The 18983-nt window shown below is 71.8% G+C and carries 20 protein-coding genes and 1 pseudogene; 16 read left to right on the top strand and 5 right to left on the bottom strand.

Going from position 1 to position 18983, the window contains the following annotated elements; genetic code table 11:
- Positions 1-32: 32 nt before the first annotated feature.
- Complete coding sequence (locus FYC51_RS09585) at positions 33-974, top strand: phosphoribosylaminoimidazolesuccinocarboxamide synthase (RefSeq protein WP_148733332.1); 942 nt, start codon at positions 33-35, stop codon at positions 972-974.
- A gap of 111 nt (positions 975-1085) precedes the next feature.
- A complete protein-coding gene (locus FYC51_RS09580) occupies positions 1086-1934 on the top strand; it encodes a VOC family protein (RefSeq protein ID WP_148734227.1) in 849 nt (282 codons plus the stop codon).
- A gap of 6 nt (positions 1935-1940) precedes the next feature.
- On the opposite strand, the gene FYC51_RS09575 is transcribed toward FYC51_RS09580, so the two are convergent.
- Positions 1941-2594: a TetR/AcrR family transcriptional regulator gene (locus tag FYC51_RS09575; protein WP_187432565.1), complete on the bottom strand. Its 654-nt coding sequence runs from the start codon at positions 2592-2594 to the stop codon at positions 1941-1943.
- Between the two features lie 185 nt (positions 2595-2779).
- Between FYC51_RS09575 and kynA the strand changes: the two genes are divergently transcribed.
- From kynA to FYC51_RS09560, 3 genes are read left to right on the top strand one after another with little or no spacing between them, the layout of a single operon-like run.
- Positions 2780-3658 carry a tryptophan 2,3-dioxygenase gene (kynA, locus tag FYC51_RS09570; protein ID WP_274379485.1) on the top strand — a complete coding sequence of 293 codons (879 nt, stop codon included), beginning with the start codon at positions 2780-2782 and terminating at the stop codon, positions 3656-3658.
- Positions 3659-3662: 4 nt separating this feature from the next.
- Positions 3663-4682, top strand: a complete 1020-nt coding sequence (locus FYC51_RS09565; RefSeq protein WP_148733330.1) for an amidohydrolase family protein — start codon at positions 3663-3665, stop codon at positions 4680-4682.
- Between the two features lie 32 nt (positions 4683-4714).
- Positions 4715-5938 (top strand): kynureninase, encoded by a 1224-nt coding sequence (locus FYC51_RS09560; RefSeq protein ID WP_148734225.1) that lies wholly within the window; start codon positions 4715-4717, stop codon positions 5936-5938.
- On the opposite strand, the gene FYC51_RS09555 is transcribed toward FYC51_RS09560, so the two are convergent.
- Positions 5913-6353: a DUF1304 family protein gene (locus tag FYC51_RS09555; protein ID WP_148733329.1), complete on the bottom strand. Its 441-nt coding sequence runs from the start codon at positions 6351-6353 to the stop codon at positions 5913-5915. The genes FYC51_RS09560 and FYC51_RS09555 overlap by 26 nt on opposite strands.
- 182 nt (positions 6354-6535) lie before the next feature.
- Here FYC51_RS09555 and FYC51_RS09550 point away from each other — a divergent pair, with 182 nt between their 5' ends.
- The 6 genes and pseudogenes from FYC51_RS09550 to purQ all read left to right on the top strand — a co-directional run bounded on the left by FYC51_RS09550 (position 6536) and on the right by purQ (position 11575).
- Positions 6536-6964 (top strand): hypothetical protein, encoded by a 429-nt coding sequence (locus FYC51_RS09550; RefSeq protein ID WP_148733328.1) that lies wholly within the window; start codon positions 6536-6538, stop codon positions 6962-6964.
- 237 nt (positions 6965-7201) lie between these two features.
- Positions 7202-7954, top strand: coding sequence for a hypothetical protein (locus FYC51_RS09545; protein WP_148733327.1), 753 nt, complete (start codon positions 7202-7204; stop codon positions 7952-7954).
- 61 nt (positions 7955-8015) lie between these two features.
- Positions 8016-9821, top strand: a complete 1806-nt coding sequence (locus tag FYC51_RS09540; protein WP_148733326.1) for a sensor histidine kinase — start codon at positions 8016-8018, stop codon at positions 9819-9821.
- Positions 9818-10447, top strand: coding sequence for a response regulator (locus tag FYC51_RS09535; RefSeq protein ID WP_148733325.1), 630 nt, complete (start codon positions 9818-9820; stop codon positions 10445-10447). Before FYC51_RS09540 ends, FYC51_RS09535 begins: the two co-directional genes overlap by 4 nt.
- 82 nt (positions 10448-10529) lie before the next feature.
- Positions 10530-10763, top strand: a pseudogene (gene purS / locus FYC51_RS09530) (phosphoribosylformylglycinamidine synthase subunit PurS); the annotation flags it as partial.
- 113 nt (positions 10764-10876) lie between these two features.
- Positions 10877-11575 carry a phosphoribosylformylglycinamidine synthase subunit PurQ gene (purQ, locus tag FYC51_RS09525; RefSeq protein WP_148733324.1) on the top strand — a complete coding sequence of 233 codons (699 nt, stop codon included), beginning with the start codon at positions 10877-10879 and terminating at the stop codon, positions 11573-11575.
- Between the two features lie 103 nt (positions 11576-11678).
- Here the strand turns inward: purQ and FYC51_RS09520 are convergent, their stop codons facing one another.
- Positions 11679-12830 (bottom strand): M14 family zinc carboxypeptidase, encoded by a 1152-nt coding sequence (locus tag FYC51_RS09520; protein ID WP_148733323.1) that lies wholly within the window; start codon positions 12828-12830, stop codon positions 11679-11681.
- A 316-nt stretch (positions 12831-13146) separates the two neighbouring features.
- Between FYC51_RS09520 and FYC51_RS09515 the strand changes: the two genes are divergently transcribed.
- Together FYC51_RS09515 and FYC51_RS09510 are read left to right on the top strand one after the other, a co-directional pair.
- Entirely contained in the window at positions 13147-13440 is a 294-nt protein-coding gene (locus FYC51_RS09515; RefSeq protein WP_148733322.1) for a hypothetical protein, read from the top strand.
- Between the two features lie 127 nt (positions 13441-13567).
- Entirely contained in the window at positions 13568-14110 is a 543-nt protein-coding gene (locus FYC51_RS09510) for a tetratricopeptide repeat protein (protein WP_148733321.1), read from the top strand.
- Between the two features lie 10 nt (positions 14111-14120).
- Here the strand turns inward: FYC51_RS09510 and FYC51_RS09505 are convergent, their stop codons facing one another.
- Both FYC51_RS09505 and FYC51_RS09500 read right to left on the bottom strand, forming a co-directional pair.
- Complete coding sequence (locus FYC51_RS09505) at positions 14121-14486, bottom strand: DUF1801 domain-containing protein (protein WP_148733320.1); 366 nt, start codon at positions 14484-14486, stop codon at positions 14121-14123.
- Between the two features lie 42 nt (positions 14487-14528).
- The gene (locus FYC51_RS09500) at positions 14529-15086 is read right to left on the bottom strand and encodes a hypothetical protein (RefSeq protein WP_148733319.1); all 558 of its coding nucleotides are present in this window, start codon (positions 15084-15086) and stop codon (positions 14529-14531) included.
- 116 nt (positions 15087-15202) lie between these two features.
- On the opposite strand from FYC51_RS09500, the gene FYC51_RS09495 reads away from it, so the two are divergent.
- The 3 genes from FYC51_RS09495 to purL all read left to right on the top strand — a co-directional run bounded on the left by FYC51_RS09495 (position 15203) and on the right by purL (position 18956).
- Positions 15203-15664: a DUF3817 domain-containing protein gene (locus FYC51_RS09495; RefSeq protein ID WP_148733318.1), complete on the top strand. Its 462-nt coding sequence runs from the start codon at positions 15203-15205 to the stop codon at positions 15662-15664.
- 39 nt (positions 15665-15703) lie between these two features.
- Positions 15704-16519, top strand: coding sequence for a shikimate 5-dehydrogenase (locus FYC51_RS09490; protein WP_148733317.1), 816 nt, complete (start codon positions 15704-15706; stop codon positions 16517-16519).
- 103 nt (positions 16520-16622) lie between these two features.
- Positions 16623-18956 carry a phosphoribosylformylglycinamidine synthase subunit PurL gene (purL, locus tag FYC51_RS09485; RefSeq protein WP_148733316.1) on the top strand — a complete coding sequence of 778 codons (2334 nt, stop codon included), beginning with the start codon at positions 16623-16625 and terminating at the stop codon, positions 18954-18956.
- The last annotated feature ends 27 nt before the right edge of the window (positions 18957-18983 follow it).

Here is an 18983-nt window from a genome sequence, read left to right as displayed (position 1 = left end):
CCGCGCACGCCGCGGAGTGAGGAGCACGACACATGAGCGGAACGGCTGACCTGCCCGGCTGGACCCACGTCTACTCGGGCAAGGTGCGCGACCTGTACGTGCCGAGTTCGGCGCTGACCGACGACGACACGTGGACCGGCGACCCGCTGCAGCTGAGCCGCATCGTGCTCGTGGTCGCGAGCGATCGCGTGAGCGCGTACGACCGGGTGCTCGAGCCCGCGATCCCCGGCAAGGGCGCCATGCTCACCGCGCTCACGCGCTGGTGGTTCGACCAGCTGCCCGACGTGCCCAACCACCTCGCCTACGCCGAGGACGACCGCCTCCACCTGCCGGCCATCCCCGCCGAGGTCGCCGACCGGGCCACGCTGGCCCGCACGCTCGACATGTTCCCCATCGAATGCGTCGTGCGCGGCTACCTCACGGGCGGCGGGTGGAAGGAGTACCAGGCCACGGGCGCCATCGGCGGCGTGCCGCTGCCCGAGGGCCTGCAGAACGGCGACCGATTCCCCGAGCCGATCTACACGCCCGCGTGGAAGGCGCCCCTGGGCGAGCACGACGAGAACATCACCTACGAGCGCACCATCGAGCTCGTCGGCGAGACCGTCGCCGAGCAGCTCCGTGCCATCTCGCTCGAGACGTTCGCGCACGCGTCGATCATCGCCGAGCGTCGCGGCCTCATCCTCGCCGACACGAAGTTCGAGTTCGGCGCCGACCGCGACATCGGCATCGTGACGCTCGCCGACGAGGTGCTGACGAGCGACTCGAGCCGCTACTGGGATGCCGACGCATACCGCACGGGAGCGACGCCCGAGCAGCGCATGGCGAGCTTCGACAAGCAGATCGTGCGCGACTGGCTCGCCGCGAACTGGGACCAGGCGGCCTTCGAGGCGCCGCCGACGCTGCCGCACGAGATCGTCGAGCAGACGGCCGAGCGCTACCGGGCGCTGCTCGACCGGCTGACGCTCGGGCTCTGAGCGAAAGCGCCGAGAACTCCGGGAACAGATCGGCCACAGCTCGGGTTAGAATTAGTTGTGACTACAACCAATGACCTCCCGTCGGGCGGGCTCCTGGCCGCCGACACCGGCATGGGCGCGGTGACGCTGCGCGTCGCCGACCTCGACGCGATGATCCGCTACTACCGCGACGGCGTCACCCTGCAGCTGCTCAGCCATGACGGCCCCGTCGCCGTGCTCGGACGCGGCACCACGCCGATCGTCATCCTCGAGCACGCGCCCGAGCTGAAGCACGCGTCGCCGCGCAGCGCCGGCCTCTTCCACACCGCGATCCTGTTCGACTCGCGCGAGGCGCTCGCGACCGCCATCTATTCGGTTGCGTCGAAGTACCCGGGCACCTTCACGGGCAGCGCCGACCACCTCGTGAGCGAGGCGTTCTACTTCACCGACCCCGAGGGCAACGGCGTCGAGCTCTACTTCGACCGCGACCGCTCCACCTGGAGCTGGACCCACGGGCAGATCGAGATGGCCACGATCTTCCTCGACCCGAACACGTACCTGCGCGAGCACCTCGGCCAGGCCGGGGCGGATGCCGCGGCATCCGGCCTCGGGCTCGGCGACGCCGTGGTGGGCCACGTGCACCTCTCGGTCGGCGACATCGACAGCGCCCGCGAGTTCTACGTGCACCGCCTCGGCTTCGAGACGACGGCCGACGGGTGGCCCGGCGCGCTGTTCGTCTCGGCGGGCGGCTACCACCACCACATGGCCATGAACACGTGGAACAGCGCCGGCGCCGGTCGCCGAGGCCTCGCGCTCGGGCTCGGCAAGGTCGAGATCGTCGTGCCCACGGCCGACGACCTCGGCGAGCTCGGCGAGCGGATGTCGCACTACGACGTCGCGACGCGCGACGACGGTCGCACGCTCGCGTTCGACGACCCGTGGTCGAACCTCGTGGAGGTGCGCGCCGAGGAACGGCGCTGACGCCGCTCAGCCCGTCGGCGCCGCTTTCGGCCCCTTCGCGTGCGACATGTCGTGGAACGCGTCGAACGACTGCCCCGCGCCCGGCAGCGGCGTGAGGTCGGGCCGGGCGCGGAGGCCGTCGAGCACGACCGTCAGCTGGCGCCGCCAGTAGGGCAGGTAGGCGCCGCCGTACTGCCCGATGGAGCCGAGCATGTCGACGAGCACGCCGAGGTCGACGGCCGTGACGTCCTCGCGCAGCGCGCCCTCGGACTTCGCCCGAGCGACGATGCCGTCCATCGTGTCCGCGAACTCGGCGCCGGGCTTGTAGTCGGGATCGAGCTCGGCCATCCGGCGCATCACGGCGGGGAGGTACGGCGACTCGGCGACCCAGGCACCCAGTCGCTCGAGCCAGAGCTCGATCGCGCGCCATCCGGTCTCGGCGCCGACGATCTCGGGTGCGAAGTCATGCAGGTCGCCGACCGCGGTGTCGTAGAGCTCCCGGATGAGCGCATCGCGCGTCGGGAAGTGCCGGTAGACGGTGCCCGCACCGACGCCGGCCCGCGTCGCGAGCTCGTCGAGCGGGGCGTCGATGCCGCGCTCCCCGAAGAGCACCCTCGCCTCAGCGAGGAGCCGCTCATGGTTGCGCCGTGCATCGCGACGCGGCGACGCGGTCGGGTTCACGACTTCACTGTACGCCCGGATGTCGGCTATCATTCGGAGAGTCGCCTCCGCTTCATTTCGGGACGTTGGCGGACGGCCCTCTTGGGGGAGAGGGACGCGGCGCGGCGGGTAGCATGCCGGTCTGACCGGGTGGGGGCGCCCGCCGCGCCCGATCCGCGCGAGGTGCCGCGGGCTAGGCTGATCACGTGCCCGAAGCCCCCGAACCCGAGCAGCCCGTCGCGGCCAACACGCGCCGCATCGAGGCATCCGTCGTCACCGACTTCAGCGATCGCATGAGCTACGGCGGGTACCTCGACCTGTCGACGCTGCTCGCCGCCCAGCGGCCGATCTCGCGGCCCGAGCACCACGACGAGCTGCTGTTCATCATCCAGCACCAGACCACGGAGCTGTGGCTGAAGCTCGTGCTGCACGAGCTCGAGACGGCGTGCGAGCTGCTGCGCGCCGACGAGCTCGCGCCGGCGCTGAAGTGCATCGCGCGCGTCAAGCACATCCAGAAAACGCTCACCGAGCAGTGGTCGGTGCTCGCGACGCTCACGCCCACCGAGTACGCACAGTTCCGCGGCGTGCTCGGCAACGCGAGCGGCTTCCAGTCCTACCAGTACCGCGCGGTCGAGTTCGTGCTCGGCAACAAGAACGCGAAGATGATGCAGGTCTTCGAGTCGGATGCCGCGGCGACCGCGATCCTCCGCCGTGCCCTCGAGTCGCCCAGCCTCTACGACGAGTTCCTGCGGCTGCTCGCACGGGCGGGCTACCCGATCCCCGCCAGCGTGCTCGAGCGCGACGTCACCCTCGCCTGGACGTTCCAGGCCGACCTCGTGCCGGTGTTCGCCGAGATCTATGCGAACCCCGACGAGCACTGGGCCGCGTACGAGACGTGCGAGGAGCTCGTCGACCTCGAGGACAACTTCCAGCTCTGGCGCTTCCGCCACCTGAAGACCGTCGAGCGCATCATCGGCTCGAAGACCGGCACCGGCGGGTCGAGCGGCGCGCCGTTCCTGCGGCGCGCGCTCGAGCTCACCTTCTTCCCCGAGCTCTACGCCGTGCGCACCGAGATCCCGGGATGAGCCGATGACCGACGCCCCCGCGGATCCGTTCACCGCACCCGTCATCGCGCTCGACCTCGGTCCGCTCGCCGTGCCGGTGCGGCGCTCGCTCAACGGCGACCACCCCGGCGAGACGGGCACCATGCTGCCGCCCCTCGTCGATCACCACGTGCACCTCATGCTCGTGGGCGCCGACGCGCTCGCCGACACCGCGATCGCCGGCATCCTCGACCTGGGGGCGCCGCTCGACCTCGTGGCGGCCCGCGTCCACCGCGACGGCCTGCCGCGGGCCGACTTCGCCGGCGCGTTCCTCACCGCGCCGGGCGGGTATCCGATCGGACGTCCGTGGGCGGCGCCCGGGTGCGCACGCGAGGTGGAGCCCGTGCGCGGCGACGGCCGGTCGGCGCTGCCGAGCGCCGCCGAGACGGCGGTCAGCGAGCAGCAGGCGTTCGGGGCATCCGTCATCAAGGTCGCGCTCAACGCCGACGTCGGGCCCGTGTTCGACGCGTCGACGCTCGACGCGATCGTGCGGGCGGCGCACGAGCGGGGCATGCCCGTGGTCGCCCACGTCGAGGGCGACGGGATGACGCGACTCGCGGTCGAGGCCGGCGTCGACGCGCTGGCCCACACGCCGTTCACCGAGCACGTCGACGACGCCCTCGTCGCCCGGGCCGTCGCGATCGGCCAGCGCTGGATCTCGACGCTCTTCGTCACCGGCTACGGCACGGTAACCCCCGAGTCCGAGCGCGCCGCCGACAACCTGCGGCGCTTCCTCGACGCCGGCGGACGCGTGCTCTACGGCACCGACCTCGGCAACGGCGACCAGCCGCTCGGCGTGAATCCCGACGAGCTCGCGCTGCTCATCGGGGCCGGCCTCGACGCGCCGGCGCTCCTCGCCGCGATCGCCGATCCGTGGCCGCGCCCGGCGCGAGCGGAGGGCATCGCGACGTTCGTGCCCGGCCCCGTGCCCGACATCCTCGACGACGTGCCCGCGTGGCTCGCGACCGCGTGCGTCGTGCCCACGGAAGACCTGGAGGCCCTGTGACCCTCGACCCGCACCTCGCGTACGCCCGGCGGATGGACCGCGCCGACGGGCTCGCGCACTACCGCAAGCGCTTCGTCGGCGCCGAGACCGACCTCGTCTACTTCGACGGCAACTCGCTCGGACGGCCCCCGGTCGCCGCGATCGAGCGGATGGACCGGTTCCTGCGGGAGGACTGGGGCGGGCGGCTCATCCGCGGGTGGGACGAGGCCTGGATGCAGCTGCCGTTCGAGATCGGCGACCGCATCGGCCGCGCCGTGATCGAGGCGAAGGCCGGGCAGACCGTCATCGGCGACTCCACGACCGTGCTGCTCTACAAGCTCGCGCGCGCCGCCGTCGACGCGCAGCTCGCCCGCGACCCCGGCCGCCGGGAGATCGTGGTCGACAGCGACAACTTCCCGACCGACCGCTACGTGCTCGACGGCATCGCGCGCGAGCGCGGCCTGCGCCTCCGCTGGATCGAGGTCGACACGTCGTCGGGCGTCACGCCCGAGCACCTCGCGGAGGCCGTCGGCCCCGACACGGCGCTCGTCGTGCTCTCGCACGTCGCCTACCGGTCGGCCTACCTCGCCGACGCCCAGGAGCTCACGCGCATCGCGCACGACGCGGGCGCCCTCGTGCTGTGGGACCTCTGCCACTCCGCCGGGTCGGTGCCGGTGCGAGCCGACCACTGGGGGTTCGACCTCGCGGTCGGCTGCACGTACAAGTACCTCAACGGCGGACCCGGATCCCCCGCGTTCGCCTACGTGCGCGACGACCTGCAGGACGTGCTCGCGCAACCCATCCAGGGGTGGATGGGCACCGCGGACGTGTTCGCGATGGGCCCCGAGTACCGGCCGGCCCGCGGCATCCGTCGCTTCATCAGCGGCACGCCGCCCATCGTGGGCATGCTCGCGATGGAGGAGACGCTCGCGATGATCGAGGAGGCGGGCATCGGGGCGATCCGCGCGAAGTCCGTCGCGCTCACGTCCTACGCGATGACGGTCGCCGACGAGTGGCTGGCGCCGCTCGGCGTGCAGCTCGCGTCCCCGGTCGACTCCGAGGAGCGCGGCGGGCACGTGACGCTGGAGCATCCGGCCATGCGCGAGGTCACGGCGCGGCTGTGGCAGCAGGACGTGATCCCCGACTACCGCGACCCCGGCGGCCTGCGACTCGGCCTCTCGCCGCTCTCGACGAGCTTCGAGGAGGTGCACCGCGGCCTCGCGGCCACGCGCGACCAGCTGCGGGCCGTGCTCACCGAGCGGGCCGGGCTGGCGTAGCCACCGGCTCGGCGGGCGCGTCCGTGGTGGTCCGTCGGTTTGGGAGCACGATCGCGAGGATCACGGCGAGCGCCAGGCCGAACTCGAACACCGCGGAGAGCCAGAGCTCGGGCGCAGTGACCACCAGCGAGACGCCGAGCACCACGTGCATGCCGGAGATCGTGAGGATGATCGCGCGGCCCGCGGCGGCCTGCGCACGGTGCACGAGCACCAGGCCGACGACGATCGCCAGCCCCATGAGCATGTTGTAGACGCCGACGTTGCGCGTCCACAGGGCCACCGCGTCGTACTCGTCGGGTTCGATGAGGAAGATCGGGTACAGCTCGGGGCTGCGGAAGAAGAACGACTCGAGCAGGCCGACCGTGATGAGCGTCAGCGCCTCGAGGGCGGCGAGTACGTGTGCGACGCGATTCATGGGCGCATCCTCGTCGGGTGCCGCAGCCGCCGCATCGGGGCCTTCCCCACCTTCTGACCGCGGATGCCCCGACCCCGACTAGCAGCCCGGTCGGCGCGTTGGCAAGCCCTCGGGTCCCTGCAGGCGGCTCCAGAGGAGCGCGCGTAGCATGACCGGATCGCAACGACGAGGAGGGTGGAACCATGACCGACACGGACCGCAAGATCGCCGACGCGACCCAAGCCGCACGCGAAGCCGCGTACAAGGTGACGGATGCCGCCGGCGATGCCGGAGACGAACTGCTCGACGAGGCGGGCGACGCCGTCCGCGACGCGAGCGCGGCCGCCCGCAGCACCGCCGACGAGCTCTTCGACGGCGGGACCGACGCGAAGGAGCACGTGGCCGCGGTCGTCGGCGACGTGATCGACGACGTGAAGGCCGCGGCATCCGATGCCGCCGAGGCCGTCACCGCGCAGGCCAAGGAGGCGTACGCGAACGCGAAGACCGCCGCCGACGACGGCGTGACCTACGTGCAGGCGCGCTACCGGGAGAACCCGGTGGCCGTGATCGCCGCAGGCGCCGCGATCGTCGTGGGCGTCGTGCTCGTGCTGCGGGGGATCTTCAAGCGCTGAGCCTGACGTGGGAGGCCCGGTCGGGCGTGCATCGCCGACCGGGCCTCCTCACGCGGTCACGGCGATCAGCACCTCGTCGCCGCGTCGATCGGGGGCTGTGATCGCGACGGGCGCCGCGATCACCCGTCGGGCACGGCCGCGCTCGACCCGGGATCCGCGATCACTGGCGTCCCGGGATGACGGCGCGCGAACCTGACGGCACGGCGCCGGAACGGCGCTCGAACGACGGGAGCCGACATGTCCACCTCATCCGCCTCCGCGCCCGCCTCCGGCTCCGAGTCCGGCTCCGGACCTGAGAGCGCAGCCCGCGACGCCCGCTGGCCGGAGCGGCGCCTGTACCGCACCGCCGGCCTCGGCGGCATCATCGCCGTCGGCGCCTGGCTCGGCCAGCCCGTGGTGGTCGCCGTGGCCTCCGCAGCCGCGGGCGACGAGTTCGCGACCATGGCGCTCCTCCAGGAGCGCCCGTACTCCGGAGTGATCGAGGCCGTGATCTTCCTCGGCATGGCCGTCGGCCTGTTCGCGTTCGTCCGTGCGTCATCGCGGCTCGTCCGACGTCGGACCGGCCCCGACGAGCTCACCTGGGCGAGGGTCGGCGAGGCGTTCGGGTATGTGGGCGCCGCCGCATGGATCGGGGTCGCGAGCGCGAGCCTCACTCCGTTCACGTCCGTCGGGCTCGGACTCGCGGAGACGTTGCCCGACGCGACCTCGCAGATGGCGGTCCTGTACGCCAACGCCTTCCTCATCACCGCCTTCGGCCTGACCGGAGCGATCGGCCTCGGCGGTTATGCGGCGTTCCTGGCGACCGCGGGGCGGCGCGCGGGGGTCATCGGCTGGCCGGTCGCCCTGATCGGGTTCGCGGCGACCGTCGCACTCGCGGTGCCCTTCTTCGTGCCGTTCTCCGCGCCGTGGGGAGCCGTCGGCGTCCTGACCTTCGTGCTCGTCGCCGGCGGCGCGTTCCTCCTCCGGAGCAGGCGGCCGGCGGTCGAGTGACTCGAGCCGGCAGGTCACCCTGCCTCTGGCAGGCGGATCGCCGCGGTGGCAGGATCGGGTCATGACGGGCGGGCAGGCCGCGCTCCTCGCCTCGCAGGCCGTCGTCGTGACGATCGGCCTGCTGGGTGCCGCCCTCGTGGTCGTGGCAGTCGCCCCGAGGCGAGGCGCGCCCATCGACCGACGCGTATGGCTGCCGGCGGCCGCCGTCGTGGCGATCCTCCTGAGTTCGGCCGTGGCCGCCGCGGTCCCGGTCGCCACGATCGCCTCGGCCGTCTGGTTCGGGGCCTTCCCGCTGCTCGCGGCGACCTACCCCGACGGGCGATTCGTCCCGCGGTGGTTCATCGCGCCCGTCGTCGTGCTCAGCGCGTGCATGGCCGCCGTGTTCGCGACCGGCGGCGCCATCACCGACGAGCCGTGGTGGATCCTCGTCGGATGGTCCGGCCTGCTCCTCGTCCTCGGGCAGGTCTACCGATATCGGTACCGGTCCGACACGCGGCAGCGCGAGAGCCTCCGGTGGGCGCTCCTGGGCATCCTCACGAGCGCCGAGCTCTTCGTCCTCGTCTTCGTCCTGGAAGGCGGCCCGATCGGCGAGCGGGGGCCTGGATTCGAGGCCGCCGCGAACCTGGCCATCGTGCCGGCGCTTCTGGGCTTCGTCATCGGCCTCGTACGACCGAGGCTCTGGAACGTCGATCCGCTGCTGCACGCCCTGCTCGTGTTCACGTTGGCCGCGCCGGTGCTCGCGTCCGCGTACTGGGCCGGGAGGTCGGTCGGTGCACCCGGAAGCGAGGCGGCCGGATGGATCGGGGCTGCCGTGGTCGCCGTCGTGGCTGTTCCCGTGATCCGGGCCGCCTCGTGGGTCGCCGAACGGGTGGTGTACCGCGGTCGCGTCGACCCCGCCGCGGCGGTCGACGCCCTCGGACGGGCTGTCGCCGACGAGCCCGAAGCCGTGCGGGTGCCCGAGGCGATCCTCCGCAGCGTGGTCGACAGCCTCTTCCTCGACGGCGCGGCCCTCCGCGGCGAGCAGGTCGACGCGCAGGTGGGCATGATCGAGGGCCGAACGGAGGAGTTCCCGGTCGTGCACCTCGGCGAGGAACTCGCCCGCCTTCGGATTCCGCCGCGACCGGGCGAGTCGGAGCTGACCGCACGCGACCGGGAGGTCGCGAAGGCGTTGGCCCTCCACGCCGGACCCGCCCTGCACGGGGTGCGCGCGCTCGCCCGGCTCACCGAGTCGCATGCGCTGCTCGTCGCGGCACGCGAGGAGGAGCGGCGTCGGCTGCGCCGCGACCTCCACGACGACCTGTCTCCCAGCCTGGCCGGGCTCGCGCTGAGTGCCGCGGCCCTCGCGCGACGCCTCGCAGCGACCGGCGGCGACCCGCAGCTGGTCGCGATCGCCGACGAGCTCCACCGCGACATCCGCTCGGTGATCGTGCGAGCCCGCGAGATCTCGCACGACCTGCGACCGGCCGTGCTCGACGAACAGGGCCTCGTGGCCGCCATCCGGTCGCGCGTGACCGCACCGCGTCCCGACGACATCGAGATCCGCCTCGAGGCCGACGACGAGCGGATGGCGCTCCCCGCCGCCGTCGACGTGGCGGCGCTGCGCATCGTGCAGGAAGCGGTCTCGAACGTCCGGCGGCACGCCGCCGCCACGACCTGCACGGTCTCGCTCCACCGCGAGGCGGATCACCTCGACGTCACCGTGCGCGACGACGGGATCGGGATGCCCGAGCGCGTGCCGGACGGGCTGGGCATCTCGTCGATCCGCGAGCGTGCACGGGAGCTCGGCGGCGTCGCCGAGATCGGACGCGATCCCGGCGGCGGGAGCCGCGTGCACGTGCGGCTTCCGCTCGAGTGGGGGGCGACGTGACCACGCTGGTGGTCGTGGACGACCATCCGCTGTTCCGGAAGGGACTCGTCGCGCTGCTCGAGGCGAGCGGCTTCGACGTGGTGGCCGAGGCGGCGAGCGCCGCCGAAGCGGTGGAGACCGTGATGTCCCATCGACCCGACGCGGTGCTCATCGACCTCGGCCTGCCCGATCGAAGCGGCCTCGCCGCGACCGAGCAGCTCTCCGCCGCGCTGCCCGAGACGCGGTTCGTGGTCATCACGATGTACGACGACGCCGACACGGTCCGGCGCGCACTCGAAGCCGGCGCCACGGCCTACGTCACGAAGGACGCCTCCCCCGACCACGTCGTGGCGGCCGTGCAGGCGGTGCTCATGGGAGCGCAGTGGCTCGACAGCGGCGTGCCACGGCCGCTCCTCGATTCCGGCACCGCGACACGAGCCGCCGTCGAGAGCCTGCCCGGGCTGACGCCGAGGGAACGTTCGATCGCCGAGCTGATCGGCAAGGGGCTGCCGAACGAGGCCATCGCCGAGCGGCTCGGCGTCTCACGGAAGACGGTCGCGAACTACGTGTCGAGCGTGCTGCTCAAGCTGGGGGCGGAGGACCGACCCGACGCGATCCGCATCGTCCGACGCGCGACCGATCGATGAGGAACGGCCCCGGGATCGGGGCACGCGCCGCCACCGTTAGAATCGAGGCATCCACACCCTCGACACCGGACGGAGAACCGCGGTGCCCACCATCGTCGTCGACGTGATGCCCAAGGCCGAGCTGCTCGATCCGCAGGGGAAGGCCGTGGCCGGCGCCCTCGCGCGCACGGGCCGCACCGGATTCACCGGAGTGCGCATCGGCAAGCGATTCGAGCTGACCGTCGACGGGCCCGTCGACGACGCGCTCAAGGCGCAGGTCCAGCAGATCGCAGAGGAGATCCTCTCGAACTCGGTCATCGAGGACGTCGTCGGCATCCACTACGAGCAGTCGAACGTCGAGCTCGCCGAGGAGGCCGCACACGCGGCAGCCGAGCACGCCGACACCGGCTACGTGGCGCCCGCGGGCGAGACCCACTGAGGCCGGCCGTCATGCGCATCGGCGTCATCACCTTCCCCGGCTCGCTCGACGACCGCGACGCCCAGCGGGCCGTGCGGCTCGCCGGCGCCGAACCCGTCGCCCTCTGGCACGGCTCGCACGACCTCGAGGGCGTCGACGCGCTCATCCTGCCCGGCGGCTTCAGCTACGGCGACTACCTCCGCTGCGGCGCGATCGCCTCGCTCAGCCCGATCATGACCGAGGTCGTGGATGCCGCGAACCGGGGCCTGCCCGTGCTCGGCATCTGCAACGGCTTCCAGATGCTCACCGAGGCGCACCTGCTCGAGGGCGGCCTCATCCGCAACGACCACGGCTCGTTCATCTGCCGCGACCAGGTGCTGCGCGTCGAGAACGCCGAGACCGACTGGACGAGCGGCTTCGAGGCCGGCCAGGAGATCACGATCCCGCTGAAGAACGGCGAGGGCGGCTTCATCGCCGACGACGAGACGCTCGACCGCCTCGAGGGCGAGGGCCGCGTGGTGTTCCGCTACGTCGACGTGAACCCCAACGGCTCGCTGCGCGACATCGCCGGTATCACGAACGCCCGCGGCAACGTCGTCGGGCTCATGCCGCACCCCGAGCACGCCGTCGAGCCGGGCTTCGGCCCCGACACCCCCGCCGCCATGCGGTCGGGCGTCGACGGACTCGGGTTCTTCACCTCGGTCGTGCAGCGCGCGCTCGTCGAGGCGTAGCCCCCCCGAACACGTCGAACGGCGGCAGGTCCCATGCGGGTCCTGCCGCCGTTCGCGTTCAGCGCGTCGGTGCCCAGCGTTCAGTACCTCAGCGCTCCGTGCGTCAGAACGAGGCCGGGATGATGCCGTCGTCGGTCTGGTAGCCGGTCACCGGAGCGTGGGGGATCTCCTCCCAGCGCGCCGGGTCCTCCTGCTGCACCTCGCCGGTCGCCATGCCGGTCAGCAGCTCCTGCAGCGCCAGCACGTTCTGCTTGATCGACTTGCCGCGCGCCTTCTGGCCGAGACTGCCGTCGGACGTGTTGCCGCTCGTCTCGAAGAAGATCGCCGGGTTGCTGTGGCCCTCGGGGTTGAGCCCGTCGTGGTCGAGTCCGAGCATCATCGCCGAGACGACCCCGCCCTTGATGTCGATCTCGAGGCTGCCGCCGACCTGGTAGCGGTCCATGTTGACGTACCCGGCCTTCGCGAGCTCGTCGTAGACGTGCACGTGCATCTGGCGGGTGAGCACGTCGTAGGCACCGCCCTCGACGCCCGGGAGGGTCGGGCCGCCGGGTGCCAGCGAGATGCCGAGCGACAGGGTGACGTCGTCGCCCGTGCCGTACTCGCGCTTCAGGCCCTGGTGGTGGATGTCGACCGCGAAGGCCGGGTCGACCATCGTCCAGTACTCGTAGAAGGCCTCGGACTCGACCGCCTCGAACTTGCCGACGCCCCAGTCGCGGTTCAGGTCGATCCGCTTCTCCGAGCCGTCCTGCAGGATCGTGTGCCGGATGTTCAGCTCCGAGCCGTCGGGGTTGTACATCGGGATGACGTGGAACGTGTAGGTCTCGCGGAGCAGGGTCCAGTCGGGCGATCCGTTGGTCCCGAGCTCCTTCAGCACCGCGAGGAGCGACTCGGCGCCGTAGGGCTCGTTGCCGTGGATGCGGCCCTGCAGCCACACGGCCTCGGGGCCCTCGCCGACTGTCGCGACGTAGAGGTCGCGACCCTGCTCCGACGTGGACACCTCGGTGCCCGCCTCCGCGAGCGTGAAGACGTCGAGGCCGAAGCGCGAGGTGCGCTCGAGCTTGTCGAGCTCGGCGACCAGGTCTGCATAGTCGAGGATGCTGGCGGTGCTGGTCTCGCCCTCGGTCGACGGGAAGTTCGCGTCGGCCACCGCGGGTGCGGTCGCGGCGAGCGGCGCCGCGATGGCGAACGCGGCACCGGCCGCGAGCGCCGCAGCGGTACGTCGGCGGCGGTTCGGTGATCTCGTGCTGATGGTCATCGGTGACTCCCCCTTCGGTACGGCATGCCGCGGTCGCGACACGAGCCCTCGGCCCGGCCGGAAGGGCCTTTCCCGAGGGCTTGCACGGGAGCCTACGGAGGAACTTCTCCGCTGCTCAATGGACGGGCGTCCGTATTGTGGAACGATCCCCCGCCATTTGTCCACTCGATGCCGAAAGTTGCAAGGTCGGCGACGGATGCCTCGCGTCGATCTGCATTCGTGGCCCCTCCATGGGCGGTTGAAGGGCAGCGCATAGCGACGGGCCCGATGCTTCGGAGAGCCGCGGGGATCCGCCCCGCTTCGCCGGAGGAGCATCATGACCGCCACCGCACCCCATCACCCGACCACGTGGGCCCCAGAGCCATCCACCGAAGCCGCACGGACCCCGTGGTACCGCCGCGCCTGGGTGCTGGCCGTCTCGGTCGTGCTCATCGCCGTGCTGGCGTTCTTCAGCGGGTTCGTCGCCGGGAACGCCACGGCGTTCCTCAACCGGCTCGGCGCCCCCGGCATGAGCGTCGACGGCCCGGGCTTCCCCGACGGCGTTCGACCCGGCGACGGCCAGCTGCCGCAGTTCCCGGGCGACGGCACGACGGACGGCACCGGGTCCTGAGCGGCCTCGCGACTCGGCGGAATCCCGCTCGTGTCGTGGAATCCCGATCGAACGGGATTCCGTCGCACCAACGGGATTCCTGCCGCGGAGTCGGCGCTCGTGGTGGCAAGCGGGGCAGGATGAGGGGATGACCTCCGCCGATGCATCCGCCCCCGAGCCGCTCACGCCCGAGCTCGCCGACACGATCGCCGACATCTTCGGCCGGCGCGACCGCGAGCACATGCAGCCGACGATCGACGCGTTCCTCGCGCTGCTCGCGGAGCACCCGAACCAGCCCGAGGTCCTCTACGAGGTCGGCGGCTCGTACGACACCGACGGCCAGGAGCAGACCGCGCTCGGCTACTACGAGGCCGCGATGGCCGCGGGCCTGTCGGGCGACGCGCTGCGCAGGTGCCTCCTGCAGTACGGCAGCACCCTGCGGCTGCTCGGCCGCCACGAGGACTCGGTCGTCGCCCTCGATCGTGCGCTCGCGGGCTGGCCGGAGTCGCCGTCGGTGCGCGCGTTCCACGCGCTCGGGCTGCACGCGGCCGGGCGCAGCGACGGCGCCGTCGGCGAGCTGCTGGCGCTCGTCGCGGAGGAGATCCGCACGCCCGACGTGCTCCGCTACGAGGCTGCGCTGCGCGGCAACGCCGGCTACCTCATCGGACGCGACCAGCAGCGGGGACGCTGACCGTCGCCGGTCAGGCGCCGTCCTGCACTGTGATCCAGGCCCGGATCAGCTCCTGCAGCGCATCGCGCTTCGCCGCCAGGTCGTCGGCGTCGACGAAGCGGGCGACGCGCGACACGTCGCCTTCGCCCTCGAGCAGGCCGTCGGGATCGGGGAGCGAAGCTCCGCGGTGGAACATCAGGCTCGCGTGGGTGCGCGTCTTCGGGTAGAACGACGCGATGTTGCCCTTGTAGACGAACGTCGGCGCCTGCCACTTGATGACCTCGGTCACGCGATCGTCGGCGTCGAGGATCGCCTCCCGCACGGCGAGCACGAGCTCGCGCTGCGGATTCTCGTATCGGTCGAACCAGTCGTCGACCTCGGGGTGGTGCCTCGCCATGAGGGTCTCCCTTCGTCGGAGCGGCGCCGCGGCATCCGCTGCTCAGTGCACGAGCGAGCCGAGCCAGATCATGATGATCCCGAGGCTCGCCGTGACGAGGGCGCTGAGCAGCCACCAGCCCCAGTGCCCGCCGCGCCGCTTGGCGGAGAACCATCCGATCACCGCGAGCACGACCGTGCCCGCCCAGAGCGCCAGGTAGTAGGCCACGTACTCGTCGAGCACGTCGATCACCGCGAGCAGCAGGAAGATCGTGGGCAGCACCATCGCCAGCAGCATCCCCGACGTGTGCGCGGCCGACGTACGGGCCGCGACGAGGATCGCGCGCAGGCGCGGCGAACCCGTGTCCTCGCGCGAGATCGTGCCGGCGTACACGTGCGCGAGCCAGAACACCACCATCGCGCCGACCGTGAAGCCCAGCACCTCGAGGTCGTCCTCCTCGTACCAGCCGATGGCGATGAGGGAGCTCACGAGCACGACGCCGTAGATCGCGGACTCGGTGCGATACGCGCGGAGGACGAGCGCGGCATCCTTCAGCATCGAGCGCGGATTGCGCTCCGGCGGCTCCGCGGCCGCCTGCGGCTCGTCGTCGATCCCGGACATGGCCCCTCCCGCCTCGCGAGCACATCGTATCGCCGGGCACCCGGTTCCATCCTTCGACGGATGCCGCGCCCAGCGGGCCTTGACACGATGGGAGGACCCCGAACCCTGGAGCACGTGTGTCACCGAAGCGCCTCTTCCGCGCCCTCGCCCTCGCCAAAGCCGTCACCTGGACGATCCTCATCGTCGCCATGATCCTGAAGTACGCCGCCGGCGTCGACGCCGCGGTACTCGTCGGCGGCTCGATCCACGGGTTCGTGTTCCTCGCCTACGCGTTCGCCGCCGTGCTCGTCGGCGTCAACCAGCGCTGGCACCTCGGCCTCATCGCGTTCGCCGTGCTGACGGCGATCGTGCCCTACGCCACGATCCCGTTCGAGGTCTGGCTCGTGCGCCGCGGCCGTCTCGAGGGCGAGTGGCGCCGTGAGGCCGGCGAGCACCCCGCCGACGGCCACTGGGTGAACCGGATGCTGCGCTGGTTCCTCGCCCGCCCGGTGCTGCTCACCGTGGTCGCGGTCATCGGCATCGCCGTCGTGTTCTCCGCGCTGCTGGTCATCGGCCCGCCCGGAGGCCGCGAGGCGTAGGCGTCGCCGCCCGCCCGCGAGGGCGCGAGAATGGACCGCATGCCCATCCTCAACAAGGACATGTCGGTGTGCATCTCGCTCGCCGGCCGTCCGTCGAACCTCGGCACGCGCTTCCACAACTTCCTCTACGACGAGCTCGGCCTGAACTTCATCTACAAGGCGTTCACGACCGACGACATCGAGGGGGCCGTCCGCGGCATCCGTGCGCTCGGCATCCGCGGATGCTCCGTGTCGATGCCGTTCAAGGAGGCGGTCATCCCGCTCGTCGACGTCGTGGAGCCCTCGGCCGCGGCGATCGAGTCGGTGAACACGATCGTGAGCGACGACGGCGTGCTCTCGGCGTCGAACACCGACTACGAGGCGATCGCGCAGCTCATCGCCGAACACCGGCTCGACCCGGCGCAGCGCGTGCTCGTGCGCGGCTCGGGCGGCATGGCGAAGGCCGTGGTCGCTGCGTTCCGCGGCGCGGGCTTCACGGATCTCAGCATCGTGGCCCGCAACGCCGACGCGGGCGGGGCGCTCGCCGAGAAGTACCGCTACCACTGGGTCGCCGACGATCCCGAGCCCGACTTCGACGTCATCGTGAACGTCACCCCGCTCGGCATGCACGGGGCGGATGCCGCGGCGCTCGCGTTCGCGCCCGAGTCCATCGAGCGCGCGAACACGGTGTTCGACGTGGTGGCGTTCCCCGCCGAGACCCCGCTCATCCGCGCCGCACGCGCAGCCGGGAAGCCCGTGATCACGGGCGCGGAGGTCATCGCGCTGCAGGCCGCGCGGCAGTTCGAGCGCTACACGGGCGTGCCGCTCACGCGCGAGCAGGTCGAACGGGCGTCGGCCTTCTCCCGGGAGGAGTAGCGCACGAGGGCGGGCTGCTCACCTGAGCAGCGCAGGTAGACTCGGAGGGTCCGGCATCCGCCCGCGGCATCCGCTCGCCGCTGTTCCCTGGAGCTCGCCACTCGTGACCACCGAAACCGCCGCCACGACCGCTGCCCCGACGACTCCGGCCCTCGACACCGTCGAGGTCGCCGCCGTCACGCCCGAGAAGGAGCAGCCGTACGCGGCGCTCGGCCTGAAGCCCGACGAGTACGAGCGCATCCGCAACATCCTCGGCCGCCGCCCCACGAGCGCCGAGCTCGCGATGTACTCGGTCATGTGGAGCGAGCACTGCTCCTACAAGTCGTCGAAGATCTACTTGCGCCAGTTCGGCAAGAAGGTCACGCCCGACATGAAGCAGCACCTCATGGTGGGCATGGGCGAGAACGCGGGCGTGCTCGACATCGGCGAGGGCTGGGCCGTCACCTTCAAGATCGAGTCGCACAACCACCCCTCGTACATCGAGCCGTTCCAGGGCGCAGCGACCGGCGTGGGCGGCATCGTGCGCGACATCATCTCGATGGGCGCGCGGCCCGTCGCCGTCATGGACGCGCTGCGCTTCGGCGCCATCGACCACCCCGACACGGCGCGCGTGGTGCACGGCGTCGTCGCGGGCATCAGCTTCTACGGCAACTGCCTCGGCCTGCCGAACATCGGCGGCGAGACGTGGTTCGACCCGACCTACCAGGCGAACCCGCTCGTGAACGCGCTCGCCGTCGGCGTGCTCCGTCACGAGGACCTGCACCTCGCCAACGCGAAGGGCGCCGGCAACAAGGTCGTGCTCTTCGGCGCACGCACGGGCGGCGACGGCATCGGCGGCGCGTCGATCCTCGCGTCGGACACGTTCGCCGAGGGCGGCCCCACGAAGCGCCCTGCGGTGCAGGTCGGCGACCCGTTCGCCGAGAAGGTGCTCATCGAGTGCTGCCTCGAGCTGTTCCAGCAGGACCTGGTCGAGGGCATCCAGGACCTCGGCGCCGCCGGCATCTCGTGCGCCACGTCGGAGCTCGCGAGCAACGGCGACGGCGGCATGTCGATCGTGCTCGACGAGGTGCTGCTGCGCGACCCCACGCTCACGCCCGAGGAGATCCTCATGTCCGAGAGCCAGGAGCGCATGATGGCCATCGTGCGCCCCGAGAAGCTCGAGGGCTTCCTGAGGGTCGTCGAGAAGTGGGACGTCGAGACGAGCGTGCTCGGCGAGGTCACCGAGACGGGCCGCCTGAGCATCACGTGGCGCGGCGAGGAGATCGTGAACGTCGACCCGCGCACGGTCGCCGTCGACGGCCCCGTCTACGAGCGCCCGGTCGCCTACCCGTCGTACCTCGACGCACTGCAGGCCGACGGGGCATCCGACCTCGCTCGGCCCCAGACCGGCGACGCCCTGCGTGCGCAGTTCATGGCGCTCGTGGGCTCGGCCAACCAGGCGGATGCCGCGTGGGTCACGAACCAGTACGACTCCTACGTGCTCGGCAACACGGCGCTCGGCGCACCCGACGACGCCGGAATGGTGCGCGTCGACGAGGAGTCGGGCCTCGGGGTCTCGGTCGCCACCGATGCGAACGGCCGCTACTCGCAGCTCGACCCGCGCCAGGGCGCGAAGCTCGCGCTCGCCGAGGCGTACCGCAACGTCGCCGTGACCGGCGCGAAGCCCATGGGCGTCAGCGACTGCCTGAACTTCGGCTCCCCAGAGAACCCCGAGGTCATGTGGCAGTTCTCCGAGACCGTCGAGGGCCTCAGCGACGGATGCCTCGAGCTCGGCATCCCCGTCACGGGCGGCAACGTGTCGTTCTACAACCAGACCGGCGACGTGCCGATCCACCCGACGCCCGTGATCGCCGTGCTCGGCGTGATTGACGACGTCGCCCGGCGCGTGCCGAGCGGGTGGCAGGACGACGGCCACAACATCTACCTGCTCGGCGACACGTCGGCCGAGCTCGACGGATCCGCCTGGGCCGGCGTCGTGCACGACCACCTCGGCGGCCGTCCGCCGGCCGTCGACCTCGGGCGCGAGAAGGCGCTCGCCGAGCTGCTCAACGCGGCCGCGCTCGAGGGCCTCATCGACTCGGCGCACGATCTCAGCGACGGCGGCCTCGCGGTCGCGCTCGCCGAGGCGGTCGGCCGCTTCGGCGTGGGCGCGCGCATCGTGCTCGACGAGGTGCTGCAGGACGCCGGCATCGACGCCGCCACCGCGCTGTTCTCGGAGTCGACCGGCCGCGTGATCGTGTCGGTCCCCCGCGAAGACGACGTGCGGTTCCGCGGGCTCTGCGAGGGCCGGGGCTATCCCGTGCGCCGCATCGGCGTGACGGATGCCGCGTCGGGCGCGCTCGAGGTGCAGGGCCTGTTCACCGTGCCGGTCGAGGAGCTGCGCCGCGTCAACCGCGCCCCGCTCGCCGACGCGTTCGGCCCGGTCGTCGGGTACTGACACGGCGGCACGGGCGGGACGCGCGGA

This window comes from Agromyces mariniharenae (genome assembly GCF_008122505.1).
In the GTDB taxonomy this organism is placed as follows: Bacteria; Actinomycetota; Actinomycetes; order Actinomycetales; family Microbacteriaceae; genus Agromyces; species Agromyces mariniharenae.
Note: the sequence above shows the minus strand (reverse complement) of the source record. Positions and strands in the feature narration are given on the sequence as shown.